We start from the raw sequence: 13,144 nt of genomic DNA on the forward strand, positions 1-13,144 counted from the left end.
CTCCCCTCCCCCGGGGGCACGGGCGGATGGGTGCCTTCGTTTTTGCGCGGAGGTGCCCCCCTTCTTCCCTTGCGCGGGTGCCCCCCCCCCTCCCCCGTGCCGGGTCAGTGGCCCGGGTTGGTGCCCTTCGCCGCGGCATCGGCGTTGTAGATGTCGGGCTCCAGGTAGATCACGCGGGCGATCGGGACCGCCGCGCGGATGCGGGCCTCGGCGGCGTTGATGGCGTTGGCCACCTCGGTCGCGGTGTCGTCGCTCTGGACGGAGATCTTGGCGGCGACCAGGAGCTCCTCGGGGCCGAGGTGCAGGGTGCGCATGTGGATGATGCCGGTCACGACGTCCCCGTCGACCACTGCGGCCTTGATCTTCTCGACGTCCTCGGTGCCGGCGGCCTCGCCGAGGAGCAGGGACTTGGTCTCGGCGGCGAGGACGATGGCGATGGCGATCAGCAGGACGCCGATGCACAGGGTGCCGATGCCGTCCCAGACGCCGTTGCCGGTCAGCAGGGCGATGCCGACGCCCCCGAGGGCGAGGACGAGGCCGATGAGGGCGCCGAGGTCCTCCAGGAGGACCACGGGGAGCTCGGGGGCCTTGGCGCGCTTGATGAACTGGCCCCAGGTGAGGCTGCCGCGGATCGCGTTCGACTCCTTGATCGCGGTGCGGAAGGAGAAGGACTCCGCGATGATCGCGAACACGAGGACGCCGACCGGCCAGTACCAGTGCGAGATCGCGTGCGGTTCGTGGATCTTCTCGTAGCCCTCGTAGATGGCGAACATGCCACCGACGGTGAACAGCACGATGGAGACGAGGAAGGCGTAGATGTAGCGCTCGCGCCCGTACCCGAAGGGGTGTTCCGGGGTCGCCTCGCGCTTGGCCTTCTTGCCGCCCAGCAGGAGCAGGCCCTGGTTGCCGGAGTCCGCCAGCGAGTGGACGCTTTCCGCGAGCATCGACGACGAGCCGCTGAAGACGAAGGCCACGAACTTGGCTACCGCGATGGCCAGATTGGCGGCAAGTGCCGCCACGATCGCCTTGGTACCGCCCGACGCACTCATGGTTGCGATGTGTCCCTTCCTCGGTGCGGCGTCCCGGGCCGGGACGCCGCGCTACGGCCGCAGATTCTCACAGCCACCGAGAGGGACGGTACGTCAGACCACCACAGTGGCACGGAAGACGGTGCCGGTTCCGGACAGTTCGACCTTTTCGCCCGCCGGTACGAAGACCGATTCGCCCGGCGCCAGCGTCAGTTCGCCCGACTTCGCGGATCGCGCCTTCGGGGAGCCCGCCGTGCACAGCAGGATCTGCGCGGTGGTGTCGGGGACCACCCGGGGGGCGCCGCCGGGCGCCAGGACGAAGCGGGAGAGCCGGAATTCGTCGATCGGGGTCTCGTAGACCTCCTCGCCGTTGCCCTCCGGGCGCAGGATGCCGGGGTCGCCGGGCTCGAAGACGACGACCTTCAGCAGCTCCGGCACGTCGACGTGCTTGGGGGTGAGCCCGCAGCGCAGGACGTTGTCGGAGTTGGCCATGAGCTCGACGCCGAGGCCGTCGAGGTAGGCGTGCGGGATGCCGGCGCCGAGGAACATGGCTTCGCCGGGCTGGAGTTGCACGTGGTTGAGAAGCATCGCAGCGATGACGCCGGGGTCGCCCGGGTAGTGGTGCACAAGTCCGGCGTACGGGGCGTACGGGCCACCGAGCCGCTCGGCGGCGGCCGCGGCCTCGGTGACCGTACGGGCCATCTCGGCGCGGTCGGCGGTCAGGACCGCGGTGAGCACCTCGCGCAGGGCCGCCTCCTCGGGGTGTGCCCGCAGGAGGTCGGCGTAGGGCTTCAGGGAGTTGACGCCGAGGCCCTCCAGCAGGGCGGCGGCCTCCAGTGGCGGACGGAAGCCGGACAGTCCCTCGAAGGGGGTGAGGGCGCAGACCAGCTCGGGCTTGTGGTTGGCGTCCTTGTAGTTGCGGTGCGGTGCGTCGATCGGGACGCCGCGGCGCTCCTCGTCCTCGAACCCGGCCTTCGCCTGGGCGAGGTCGGGGTGGACCTGGAGGGAGAGCGGGGCGCCGGCGGCGAGGAGCTTGAAGAGGAAGGGGAGCCTGGGGCCGAACTTGCGGACGGCGGCGACTCCCAGTTCGCCTTCGGGGTCGGCCGCGATGACGTCCGAGAGGGCGCTCTCGCCCGCTCCGCGGTCGAGTCGGGAGGGGGCGCCGGGGTGGGCGCCCATCCACAGCTCGGCCTGGGGTTCGCCGGTGGGCGGCACTCCGATGAGTTCGGGGATCGCGGTGGTCGATCCCCAGGCGTAGGGGCGGATCGTGTTCGTGAGGCGGTCCATCGGTCGTCTTCCTGGGTGAGAGGCGCGCGCGTGCGTGCGCCTCAGCTGTGTCCCCCGGAGGCCAACGCCAGGTAGGCGGTGGCGAAATCCGTGACGGCGAGGAGTTCGGCGAGCTGTTCCAGCTCGGTGCCCTCCTCCGGTTCGAGCTCGCTGATGGCCGTGTCGTGGCTGAGGGCGAGCTCTCGTGCGGCAGGGGCGGCTGTCAGTCCGCCTGCGGGCCTGTCGCGCAGCAGGACGATGCGTGCGCGTAGGGCCTGCGGTTCTTCCACTCGGTCGCGGAAGAAGTCTTCGGGGTCGGCACCGGCGGCGAAATCGCCGGAGAGCAGGACCCCGTGGGCCGGGAGCGCCTCGGGAAGGTCGGCGGCGAGTGCGGGCCGGCCGGCGAGTTCGGCGAGGGTGGCGGCGAAGCGGCGCCCCGCGGGTCCGGCGGCGGCGCCCTCGCTCCAGATGAGCGGGAGGGAGTCGGCGAGCTCGGAGGCGAGGGTCTTGGCCGGGTTGGAGTAGGTGACGATGGCGGGGCCGCAGCATTCGGCCGTGCGGTCGAGCCGGTCGGCGACGAGCTGCAGGGTCTGCGGGGCGGCGGTGATCAGGCCGACCCTGTCGAGGAGCACCAGCAGCGGGGTCAGCAGGGCCCAGAGGGCGCCCGGGCCGGCCGCGGCCGACTCGTCGTACTCCTGGTACGGGGCCTTGGCCATCGGTACGAGGAGCCCGTGCGCGCCGTCCACCGCTTCGCTCAGCGGCGAGCGCTCGGGGGCGACGGCGACGACGGTGCAGCCGCGCCGGTAGGCCTGCTCGGCGAGGACGGCGAGGCCGGGCTCGGTTCCGTCGGTGGTGGCGATGAGCAGCAGGTCGACGGGGCCGGCCCAGCCGGGCAGCGTCCAGCGCAGGGCCCCGGCGGCGTGCGCGACGCCGGTCGGGTGCAGCCGGATGACGGGCGCGGAGGCGCCGGCGAGGGCGCCGAGCAGGTCGGCGACCCCGGTGGCGGCGGTTCCGGGCCCGGCGATGAGGACCGCGCGGGGGCGGCCGTCGGGGCGCAGGTCGGCGAGACCGGCCTCGGTGGCGTGCCTGGCCGCGGTGCGCACGCGTGCGCCTGCGTCGGCGGCGCCGCGGAGCAGGCCGCGGCGGTCGGCGCGGGCGAGATCGTCAGGTGCGTCGAGGAGCGACTCGTCGAGCATGGCGGCCTCCGGCTAAGTCTGTGACGTGTCCAGCGGTGACGGAACCTGTGTGTGACGGAACCAGTCTCAGCGTTTGCGCGGCGTGGCGGTAGGAGGCTCAGGCGGGGCGGCGTGCCTCGTCGACGAGGAGCACCGGGATGCCGTCGCGGACCGGGTAGGCGAGACCGCAGTCCTGGCCCCCCGTGCAGATCAGCTCGGGGGTCTGCTCGTCGGCCGACTTGTCCTCCAGGGGCGAGTGGCAGGCGGGGCAGGCGAGGATCTCCAGGAGACCGGCTTCGAGCGGCATGGGGTTCCCTTCGGGGATGTGGATCGGGCCAGGTCAGCCTACCGCCGAGTCACCTCCGGTGGCGGGTGGAGGTGGACCTCCGGTCCGGGGTGGAGCTGGTGCTCCCCTGGGGCCTGAGGGGTGGCTCGGCGGCGCGGCGGTGGAGCGGGTGCGGGTCCGCTGCTGGGGCTCCGCCCCAGGCCCGCGCCTCAAACGCCGGCGGGGCTGATTCTTGCCTGCCGGAGTCTGAAGGCGCGGGCGGGCCGCGCTACGCGCGGATGAGGGCCAGGACCTCGTCGCGGACCTTGGCGAGGGTGGCCTCGTCGCGGGCTTCGACGTTCAGGCGCAGGAGGGGCTCGGTGTTGGAGGCGCGGACGTTGAACCACCAGTCGGCGCTGGTCGCGGTGAGGCCGTCCAGTTCGTCGAGGGTGACGCCCTCCGCGGAGCCGTAGGCGGCCTTGACGGCGGCGAGGCGGGCCGTCTGGTCGGCGACGGTCGAGTTGATCTCCCCGGAGCCCGCGTAGCGGTCGTAGGAGGAGACCAGGGCCGAGAGGGGGCCGTCCTGGCCGCCGAGGGCCGCCAGGACGTGGAGCGCGGCGAGCATGCCGGTGTCCGCGTTCCAGAAGTCCTTGAAGTAGTAGTGCGCCGAGTGCTCGCCGCCGAAGATGGCGCCGGACTTGGCCATCTCCTCCTTGATGAAGGAGTGGCCGACGCGGGTGCGGACGGGGGTGCCGCCGTTCTCGCGGACGACCTCGGGCACGGACCAGGAGGTGATCAGGTTGTGGATCACGGTGCCGGTGCCGCCGTTGCGGGCCAGTTCGCGGGCCGCGACCAGGGCGGTGATGGCGGACGGGGACACGCCCTCGCCGCGCTCGTCGACGATGAAGCAGCGGTCGGCGTCGCCGTCGAAGGCGATGCCGAGGTCGGCGCCCTCGGACAGGACGCGGGCCTGGAGGTCGACGATGTTCTTCGGGTCGAGGGGGTTGGCCTCGTGGTTGGGGAAGGTCCCGTCCAGTTCGAAGTACATGGGGACCACGTCCAGCGGGAGGCCCGTGAAGACGGTGGGGACGGTGTGCCCGCCCATGCCGTTGCCCGCGTCGACGACGACCTTGAGCGGGCGGACGGCCGTGAGGTCGACCAGGCCCTTGAGGTGGTCGGCGTAGCCGGTGAGGGTGTCCTGCTCGGTGACGGTGCCCGGGACGGTGCCGGCGGGGATCGCCGGGGCGCCCTCGTCGCTCCACTTCTCGGCGAGCTCTCGGATGGTGGAGAGGCCGGTGTCCTGGCCGACCGGGGCGGCGCCGGCCCGGCAGAGCTTGATGCCGTTGTACTGCGCCGGGTTGTGCGAGGCCGTGAACATCGCGCCGGGCAGGTCCAGCTTGCCGGAGGCGTAGTACAGCTGGTCGGTGGAGCACAGCCCGATGAGGGTGACGTCGACGCCGCGGGCGGCCGCGCCGCGGGCGAAGGCCTGGGACAGGGCCGGGGAGGACGGCCGCATGTCGTGGCCGATGACGATGGCCGAGGCCGCGGTCACCTCGACGAAGGCCGCACCGAACAGTTCGGCCAGGTGCTCGTCCCACTCGTCCGGCACGACGCCCCGGACGTCGTACGCCTTGACGATGTTCGAAAGATCCGTGGCCACTGCCTGCCCCCCTGAAGGTGATGTGCGGTGGGGCAAACCTACCGTGGACGCGGTGCGGCTTTTCGGTTCAACCGAATGTCAGGAGTCGGGCGAACGAAGGACGCGCAGGTGTCCGCGACGGGTCTCCCCGGTGGTGGAACCGCCCTGACCAGCACCGTTGGCCCCGGCCGCGCGCTCCGGCGGACGGGCCGCCTCGCGAACGGCGTTGGCGAGGGCTTCGAGGTCGTCTCCAGTGGGACGCGAGGGCGCCGACCCGTCGGTGAGGCGTACGACGTCCCAGCCGCGCGGGGCGGTCAGGCGCTCCGAGTGCTCGGCGCAGAGGTCGTAGCAGTGGGGTTCGGCGTAGGTGGCGAGCGGGCCGAGAACTGCGGTCGAATCGGCGTAGACGTACGTCAGAGTCGCGACGGCAGGGCGGCCGCACGCGGTGCGCGAACAGCGACGTACAAGGCTCACGACGTTGGACGGTACCGCACTCTTGACCGGGCCGCGACGACTCTCCCCCGGCCGCTCCCCCGTGTCGTCCGATCTCCCCCGCCCCGGCGCGGATGTGCGGGCTACCCTGCGGGGGTGACGGACAGCACTCTGCCTCCCCCTCCCGTGCCCCCTGCCGCCTCCCTGCCCGGCGGCTCCCCCGCCGGTGAGCCGCGGGTGCGGCGGCGCGATCGGCACGGGCGCGGGATGCGCGGCCCGGTGGCCCCTCCGCAGGTACCGCTGTCGGCGAGCCGGGGGGAGCTCTTCGGGGACCTCGTACGGGACTCCGTGGAGCGGCTGGAACGGCGCTGGCCGCAGCTGGCCGAGGTGGAGTTCATGATCGGCGACGTGCCGGGTCCGCCGGGCGGCGCGGAGGCCGGCTGGAACGACGAGGCGGTGCCGCTGGGGGCGCTGGCGGAGGCCGGGGGTGGGCGGCCGGCCCGGATCGTGGTGTTCCGGCGGCCGGTGGAGATCCGGGCGAAGTCTCGGGACGAGCGGGCGCTGCTGGTGCACGAGATCGTGGTGGAGCAGGTCGCGGAGCTGTTGGGGCTGTCGCCCGAGACGGTGGATCCGCGGTACGGGTCGGACTAGGGTCCCGGCCCGCGTCCCGGCCGCCTGTGGTGGCCGGCCCTGCGCGGCCGCGCCGGCGGGGGCGGGGGGGCCTGCGGGGCGGAGTCCCCTACCCGCCCTTCGACCGTTCCCAGGGCTCCGCCCTGACCCGGTCCTCAAACGCCGGACGGGCTGGGAGGGGGTACCGGGCTGCGCCCGGACCCCCTGGGGCTCCGCCCCAGACCCCGCGCCTCAAACGCCGGCGAGGCTGGATTCGCCGATGCTTACTGGGTCAGGACCGAGAGGTCCTGGGTGGCCTTGGGGACCGAGACCGTGGAGTGGTCGTCCGAGAGGGTCTGGGTCGTGAACATCGGGATGCCGTCGCGCGGGATCGTCAGGGTGCGCGACGCGTGGACGGGGCCGCCGGAGACGGTTTCCACCGTGAGGGCGTAGGCGCCCTTGCCGCCCGTCGGGGCGAGGGTCAGGGTCTGCGTGGTGCCGCCCTTGACCGTGACCTCCTTGGAGGCCGGTTCGCCGCCTTCCGTGCCCGGCGAGGCCGTCACCTTCACCGTGGCGTCGGCTCCGGGCGGGGCCGTCAGCGACAGCAGGGTGGCGTTCGCCTCGGGGCGGTTGTCCGTGACGGTCGCCCGGGTGCCGACGGGGGCGGACGCCTGGATGAAGCCGGTCTCCTGCTTCGCTCCGCTGCCGCGGACCACTCGTAGGGCGGCGACCACCGGGACGGCGGACTTCTTCGCGTCCGCCGGGGACAGGACCAGGGAACCCGCCTCGCCCCGGGTGACGTCCTTGAGGTCGAGGCTCGCGGTCATGCCGGCCTTGACGTGGAGCTGCTCGCTGCCCGCGGGGCTGATCGAGCCGGTCGGCCCGGCCAACTTCACGTTGAGGTCCGCGTCCTCTTCGCCGGGGGCGAAGGCGACCAGCCGTACGGAGGTGGCGTCCGCCGGGATGCCGGGCAGGACCAGGGTCCCCGCCGGGTCCACGGAGGCGGGCAGCCAGTCGGCGCCGACGCCCTCCTCGCCCGCCTGGGCGGTGGCCCCGACCCGGCCCGCGCGGGTGGTCACGTGGGCGGTGAGGTCCGCGAGCTGTGCGCCGGGGGCCAGGGAGGCCAGGGAGATGGCCTTGCTCGACTTCGGGTCGATGCGGATGTTCTCGCTGGTGCCCGCTTCGGCCTTGACCGTGCCGTCCGGGCCGAACATCTTGATGTCCACGACGGCCGCGGTGGCGTCGGGGTTGGTGAGGTGGAGGTAGTCCTCGCGGCCCTTGGCGGTGCTGACGCCGGGGAACCAGAAGTCGGTGCCGGGCGGGGTGCAGCCGACGCCGAGCAGGCCGCGCGTACGGCCGACCGAGACCACGGTGGTCTGCTGTGCGGTCCAGCCGGGGGCGAGGAACCCGTCGGCGACGCCGCTGAGCGCGGGGGCCTCGGCGCCGGAGGCCTTGGCGCCCACGGGCTTGCCGGGCTCCTTGAGTTCCAGGACGGTTTTGGCTTCCTTGGTCGCGCCCAGCAGCCGGGCCGTGCCCTTGGCTCCCTGGGCGGCCGTGCCCGGGGTGATCGCCGTGTACACGGTCTCGGCGATGTCGGAGGTGCTGGGCGCGGGGCACACCAGCAGGGACCGCTCGACCGGCATCCGGGCCGCCGGCTTGCCGCCGGCGGCCGGGGCCCCGTCGGCGGCCGGGGCGGTGAGGGTGGCGAGGCCGGTGACGGCGGCCAGGGCGGCCGTGACGGCGGCGAGCGTGAGGGGTACGCGCTGCTTCACTGCTGGGGGCTCCCGTCCGGACGCGGGGCGTGCTGCCCGTCGTGCTGGCTGTCGTGCTGGCCGTAGGGGTCGTAGCCGTCGGTGGCGTTGTAGTGCTCGGGCTGCTGGTCGTAGGGCTGGTACGGCTGCTCGTACGGCTGCTGGGGCGGGTACGGCTGCTCGTACTGCGTGCCCGGGTGGCCGGTGTACTGCTGCGGCTGCTGCTGCTGCTCGTACGGGTACTGGTCGTACTGCTGCGGCTGCTGCTCCTGTTCCTGGCCGCCGTAGGCGTAGCCGCTCTGGTCTCCGTACGCCGGCTGCTGGTAGGCGTACGCGTCCTCGCCGTACGTCTGCTGCGCCGGGATCTGCGCGTACGGGTCGGCCGCGACGGCCGCCTCGGCGGGGGCGGACTCGGACGGGGGTTCCGCCTCGGACTGCTCGCGCAGGCGGCGGGCGCGGCGGCCTTCGCCGGACTCCTCGGCGGCGGCCTCCTCCTCGGGCAGGTCGTCGTCGAGGCGGGCCCGGCGGCCCGGCAGGGCCATCACCAGGAGCACCAGGGCGAGCAGGCCCTGGGCCCAGTGCCAGGCGGTCAGGGTGAAGGCGTCCTCGTGGGCGAGGTCGAGCTCGCCGCCGGCGGCGGGGAGTTCGAAGCCCTGCGCCCAGCCGTCGAGCGTCTTGGCCTGGAGCGGCTCCCCGTCGAGGGTGGCCCGCCAGCCGGGGTCGGCCCGGTCGGCGATGCGCAGGACGCGGCCGGCCTCGCCCGCCGGGATCTTGGTGCGGGCCTCGACGGGCCCGGAGGCGACGGGGATGGGTGCCTCGCCGGGCTTGCCGGAGACGATGACGGCGCGGGCGACCTGCCGGTCGACGCGCCACAGGGCGCTGCCTTCGAGCTTGCTGAGGCGGCTGAGGCCGGGGGTGGCGTCGAGGACGCGGCCGATCTCCTGCGGGGCGCCGTCGCGGACCAGGACGTAGCGGATGGCGAAGCCGCCGAGCTGGTCGGTCTGGTCGGCGCCGGAGCCGGCGACGAGGCTGGAGACGACCTTGTCGAGGCGGGTGTCGCTGCCGGCCGCGTCGGCGAGTTCGGCGTCGCCGAGGCGGCCGCCGGAGCCGCGGACCAGGCTGTAGGAGAGGGCGGCCGGGGAGTCCGCGCCGATGACGAGGGTGCGGGCCTGGTCGCGGGTACCGCTCTCTTCGGCGACGAAGGCGGGGACCTGGACGGGGTCACGGCGCTCCAGCGGTCCGGCGGCTCCGCTGAGCATCCAGCCGGCCGCGCCCACGAGCGGGCCGACGGCGGCGGCGAGCGCGATCAGGGCGGCGAGGGGCTGGCGCCAGCCGAAGCTGCGGGCGGCGACGCGTTCCTTGGCCCCGTCGGCGCCGACGACGGCGGCGGCCAGCAGGGCGAGTCCGTAGACGAGGGTGGCGGGGCCGGCCCAGGTGGTGCGGTTGACGAGGACGGCGAGGACAAGCGCGGCGAGCGCGGTGGCCCATGCGGCGCGTACGGCGAACTGCCGGTCGGCGCGCAGGAGCGCGGCCAAGGCGGCGAGGACGACGCCGAGGAGGATCAGGCCGCCCGCGGTGCGGGGGCCGCCGGGGCTGATGCCGAGCAGGTCCAGGGCGGTGGCCGAGCCGGCTCCGTAGGGCAGTCCGGCCTCGCGCAGGAAGCGCGCGGGGTGGGTGAGCAGGCTCAGCGACCAGGGGGCGAGGACCAGGAGGGGGACGACGAGCGTCGCGAGGAGGCGGGGGCCGTACGTCTTCCAGTGCGCGCGGCGCAGGACCAGCGCGGCGGCTGCGAGGACGGCGGCGAGCGGCCAGACGACGGGGGTGAAGGCGGTGGCCAGGGTCAGCAGGAGGGTGTGGGTCCAGGCGGAGCGCCGGCTGCCCTCGCCCTCGCCGAAGCCGAAGGCGGAGACGGAGACGGCGGAGCGGGCGATGAGCGGGAGCAGGATCGCGAGGACCGCGGTGCCGAGGCGGCCGCCGGCGAGGGCTCCGGTGACGGCGGGGAGGAAGGCGTAGGCGATGGCGGCCCAGGCGCGCAGCAGCCGGGATTCCACCAGCGGCCGGGAGGCGAAGTAGGCGGTGAGGCCGGCGAGCGGGACCGAGCAGACGAGCAGCAGGGTCAGGGCGGCGTCGGTGGAGCCGAGGAGCAGGGTGGACAGGGCGCCGAGGACGGCGAGGTAGGGCGGCGCTCCGGCGGTGGTGCCGGTGCCGACGGGCTGCCAGTCGTCGGCGTAGACGCGCCAGAGGTCGAGTCCGCCGTCGGGGGCGGGGAGCAGGGCTCCGCCCATGAGGGAGCCGCCGCCGAGGAGGGAGCGGCAGGCGATGACGGAGACGAGCAGGAGGAGGGCGAAGAGGACGGGCGCGGGCTTGCGGGCGATCCGCTTGAGGCGCGCGAACTGTTCGATCTCCAGGTAGTCGGCGTCGTCCCCGCCGGGTCCCGATTCGACGGCTCCGCCGTGTCGGCCGGCGTTGGTGCTCTCGGGTTCGCCGTCGGCGCCGAAGTAGCCGGCGAGCTGTTCGGCGTTGGCGCGCAGGCTGGCGCCGGACGGCGGGAAGAGGGGGCGCAGTTCCTTGGCGGAGACGGCGGCGCGGCCTCTGCGGCGGCGGGCTCCGAGGATCCGGCCGGGGCGGAGCAGGGTGGCGAGGAGGCCGGTGATCTCGTCGACGGCCTGTCCGGGTGCCTTGCCGACGAGGTAGGCGAGGGTGCGCAGGACGGTGCCGAAGAGGATGCGCAGCAGGACGTACGGGAGGGCGCGGCCGGGGCTGTTGGCCAGCATCGTGTAGACGGCGCCGGCCTTGTCGACGCGGTGCGGGCTGGCGGCGGAGCGGCCGACGCAGTCGACGGTGCGGCGTTCGCGGGCGGAGGCCTCGGCGTGCCGCAGGACGGCTTCGGGGGCGACGAGGACGGTGTGCCCGGCGCTCTGGACGCGCCAGCACAGGTCGACGTCGTCGCGCATGAGGGGCAGGCGGCGGTCGAAGCCGCCGAGGGCGTCGTACACGTCGCGGCGGATGAGCATGCCCGCGCTGGACACGGAGAGGACGGGCTGGACCTGGTCGTGCTGGCCCTGGTCCTGTTCGCGCCGGTCGAGGCCGGTCCAGCGGCGGCCGCTGCGGGCGATGGTGACGCCGACTTCGAGGAGCTGCTTCTTGTCGTACCAGCCGCGCAGTTTGGGGCCGATGACGGCGGCTTCGGGGTTCTCCTCGGCGACGCGCAGCAGTTCGGCGAGGGCGTCGGGCTCGGGTGCGCAGTCGTCGTGGAGCAGCCAGAGCCACTGGACGGGTTCGCCGTGGGGCAGGTCGGGGAGGTCGTACGCGTCGTCGCGCCAGGTGCGGCTGACGGGATCCCAGCCGGAGGGGCGCTTGAGGTACGGGAGTTCCTCGGGGGTCAGGGTGCCGGCGGTGCGGGCGGCCTCGTCGACGGCCGCGCCGAAGCCGGTGCGGCGGGCGAGGTGCAGGACGCGGTCCTCGCCGAGGGCCTCGCCGAGCAGGCGCGCGGAGTCGTCGGCGCTGCCGGTGTCGGCGGCGATGTGGCTCTGGGCGGGGCGTTCCTGGCCGAGGAGACCGGCGAGGGTCCGGGGCAGCCAGCGGGAGCCGTCGTGGGCGACGAGGACGGCGGTGACGACGTGCCGGGGGAACTCTGGTGCGGCGGCAGCCTGGTAGGAGGCGCTCGACTGGCTGTGCAGGGACATCGCGGTACGGGCCCTCCGGCCGGGGGTCCGGGGGTGGTGTGCCCTCGGAGGCTGCTGGACAGCGCCCCACCCTAACGGCTGGGAACACAGCGGTCCGCCTCCTGCGGGGAAGGTGCGGGAGGCGGACCGTTTGCTCTGCTCGGTGCCGTGCTGTTCGTGCCGTTCGCTGTACTGCGTTTTGTGCCGATGCGTGCACTGTGGCCGCTGCCGTGCGTGAGGCCGGGTGTACAGGCGGCTATGCCGTCGGGTGTGCCGCTGGATATGCCGCTGGATATGTCGTGGGCCGTGCCGCGGGCCGTGCCGCGGGCCGTGCCGCGGGCCCTGCCGTGGGCGCCGTTCGGTGCGCGCCGAGGGCGCTTCAGACGGCGGCCTTCTTCAGGCGTCGCCGCTCGCGCTCGGACAGGCCGCCCCAGATGCCGAACCGCTCGTCGTTGGCGAGTGCGTACTCAAGGCATTCGGAGCGGACTTCGCAGGCGAGGCAGACCTTCTTGGCCTCGCGGGTCGAGCCGCCCTTCTCGGGAAAGAAGGACTCGGGGTCGGTCTGGGCGCAGAGAGCTCGCTCCTGCCATCCGAGCTCTTCGTCCGCCTCCTCGACCAGCAGTTCCTGAACCAGCTCGGTCATGTGCGCCCCTCGCTCTGTCTGTGCGTCCCCGTGGTCATGCCGTCACTCATCGCTACGTAACGACACGAGTGAAATTACAAGTGCGGGGCTCCAGCGCAGTCAAGCCGAGATCTGCTATTGGGCCCCTTATTCACTCTGCGGAACCAAGCCTATGCAGAAAGTGTTCATATCGCCAAAAATCGTGACACATGCCACACGTCTGCCACACGTGTCACTTGCGGGACTCCCCTCCCGTAGCCGACGCGTCACTCTGTGGTGGGGTTCCGATCCGGCCGAAGAAGCGGCACAGATCACATTTCAGCCACAGAGGGACATCGCACAGCTTTACGGGTTTGAGAGCCGCCACAGCGGCTGCGGCACGACTCGAAGCGCCACATCCCCTGGCCCCGACTGCACAAACCTTTCTCCGGGCACGGTAACCGGATGAGGTGAAACTTTTCCACCAAATCGGACATTGGGTTGACAGTCCGGCCCCCCACCCGGTCTTCTTGTAGCCATGTCAGCGCCCTCAGCCGCCACCCGGACCCCCATTCGTGGGTTCCTGTGCGCTGCCCAGGTTCGCTGTTGCTGTTGCAGCTGTTGATGCCTCGGGAGCTTCGGCTCCCCTGAGCTCCAGCTCGCCCCCCACAGCAACCGCCGCACGACTGACATCCGTCGAGGAACCCCCCGAT

At 73.2% G+C, this 13,144-nt stretch carries 10 protein-coding genes; 1 reads left to right on the forward strand and 9 read right to left on the reverse strand.

Annotated elements, in window-relative coordinates:
- Positions 1-104 precede the first annotated feature (104 nt).
- The 6 genes from ACFWBW_RS34870 to ACFWBW_RS34895 all read right to left on the reverse strand — a co-directional run bounded on the left by ACFWBW_RS34870 (position 105) and on the right by ACFWBW_RS34895 (position 5,847).
- A complete protein-coding gene (locus tag ACFWBW_RS34870) occupies positions 105-1,049 on the reverse strand; it encodes a cation diffusion facilitator family transporter (protein ID WP_385381486.1) in 945 nt (314 codons plus the stop codon).
- A 93-nt stretch (positions 1,050-1,142) separates the two neighbouring features.
- Positions 1,143-2,315: a mannose-6-phosphate isomerase, class I gene (gene manA, locus ACFWBW_RS34875; RefSeq protein WP_385381489.1), complete on the reverse strand. Its 1,173-nt coding sequence runs from the start codon at positions 2,313-2,315 to the stop codon at positions 1,143-1,145.
- Between the two features lie 41 nt (positions 2,316-2,356).
- On the reverse strand, positions 2,357-3,490 hold the full coding sequence (locus ACFWBW_RS34880; RefSeq protein WP_385381492.1) for an SIS domain-containing protein: 1,134 nt from the start codon (positions 3,488-3,490) through the stop codon (positions 2,357-2,359).
- 97 nt (positions 3,491-3,587) lie between these two features.
- On the reverse strand, positions 3,588-3,776 hold the full coding sequence (locus ACFWBW_RS34885; protein ID WP_385381495.1) for a Trm112 family protein: 189 nt from the start codon (positions 3,774-3,776) through the stop codon (positions 3,588-3,590).
- Positions 3,777-4,023: 247 nt separating this feature from the next.
- A complete protein-coding gene (locus tag ACFWBW_RS34890; protein WP_385381498.1) occupies positions 4,024-5,394 on the reverse strand; it encodes a phosphomannomutase/phosphoglucomutase in 1,371 nt (456 codons plus the stop codon).
- Between the two features lie 78 nt (positions 5,395-5,472).
- The gene (locus ACFWBW_RS34895) at positions 5,473-5,847 is read right to left on the reverse strand and encodes a DUF3499 domain-containing protein (RefSeq protein ID WP_385381501.1); all 375 of its coding nucleotides are present in this window, start codon (positions 5,845-5,847) and stop codon (positions 5,473-5,475) included.
- Positions 5,848-5,961: 114 nt separating this feature from the next.
- Here ACFWBW_RS34895 and ACFWBW_RS34900 point away from each other — a divergent pair, with 114 nt between their 5' ends.
- Complete coding sequence (locus ACFWBW_RS34900; RefSeq protein WP_385381504.1) at positions 5,962-6,456, forward strand: metallopeptidase family protein; 495 nt, start codon at positions 5,962-5,964, stop codon at positions 6,454-6,456.
- 242 nt (positions 6,457-6,698) lie between these two features.
- Here the strand turns inward: ACFWBW_RS34900 and ACFWBW_RS34905 are convergent, their stop codons facing one another.
- The 3 genes from ACFWBW_RS34905 to ACFWBW_RS34915 form a co-directional block, all read right to left on the reverse strand.
- A complete protein-coding gene (locus tag ACFWBW_RS34905; RefSeq protein WP_385381507.1) occupies positions 6,699-8,186 on the reverse strand; it encodes a DUF5719 family protein in 1,488 nt (495 codons plus the stop codon).
- Positions 8,183-11,851 carry a glycosyltransferase family 2 protein gene (locus ACFWBW_RS34910; protein WP_385381510.1) on the reverse strand — a complete coding sequence of 1,223 codons (3,669 nt, stop codon included), beginning with the start codon at positions 11,849-11,851 and terminating at the stop codon, positions 8,183-8,185. Before ACFWBW_RS34910 ends, ACFWBW_RS34905 begins: the two co-directional genes overlap by 4 nt.
- Before the next feature lie 358 nt (positions 11,852-12,209).
- Positions 12,210-12,473 carry a WhiB family transcriptional regulator gene (locus ACFWBW_RS34915; RefSeq protein WP_112450237.1) on the reverse strand — a complete coding sequence of 88 codons (264 nt, stop codon included), beginning with the start codon at positions 12,471-12,473 and terminating at the stop codon, positions 12,210-12,212.
- Positions 12,474-13,144 lie beyond the last annotated feature (671 nt).

The organism is Streptomyces sp. NPDC059957, assembly GCF_042730015.1.
Classification (GTDB): domain Bacteria; phylum Actinomycetota; class Actinomycetes; order Streptomycetales; family Streptomycetaceae; genus Streptomyces.

Coding starts and splice junctions, on each gene's coding strand:
- ACFWBW_RS34870 (WP_385381486.1), bottom strand. CDS start 1,049: ATGAGTGCGTCGGGCGGTACCAAGGCGATCGTGGCGGCACTTGCCGCC.
- manA (WP_385381489.1), bottom strand. CDS start 2,315: ATGGACCGCCTCACGAACACGATCCGCCCCTACGCCTGGGGATCGACC.
- ACFWBW_RS34880 (WP_385381492.1), bottom strand. CDS start 3,490: ATGCTCGACGAGTCGCTCCTCGACGCACCTGACGATCTCGCCCGCGCC.
- ACFWBW_RS34885 (WP_385381495.1), bottom strand. CDS start 3,776: ATGCCGCTCGAAGCCGGTCTCCTGGAGATCCTCGCCTGCCCCGCCTGC.
- ACFWBW_RS34910 (WP_385381510.1), bottom strand. CDS start 11,851: ATGTCCCTGCACAGCCAGTCGAGCGCCTCCTACCAGGCTGCCGCCGCA.
- ACFWBW_RS34915 (WP_112450237.1), bottom strand. CDS start 12,473: ATGACCGAGCTGGTTCAGGAACTGCTGGTCGAGGAGGCGGACGAAGAG.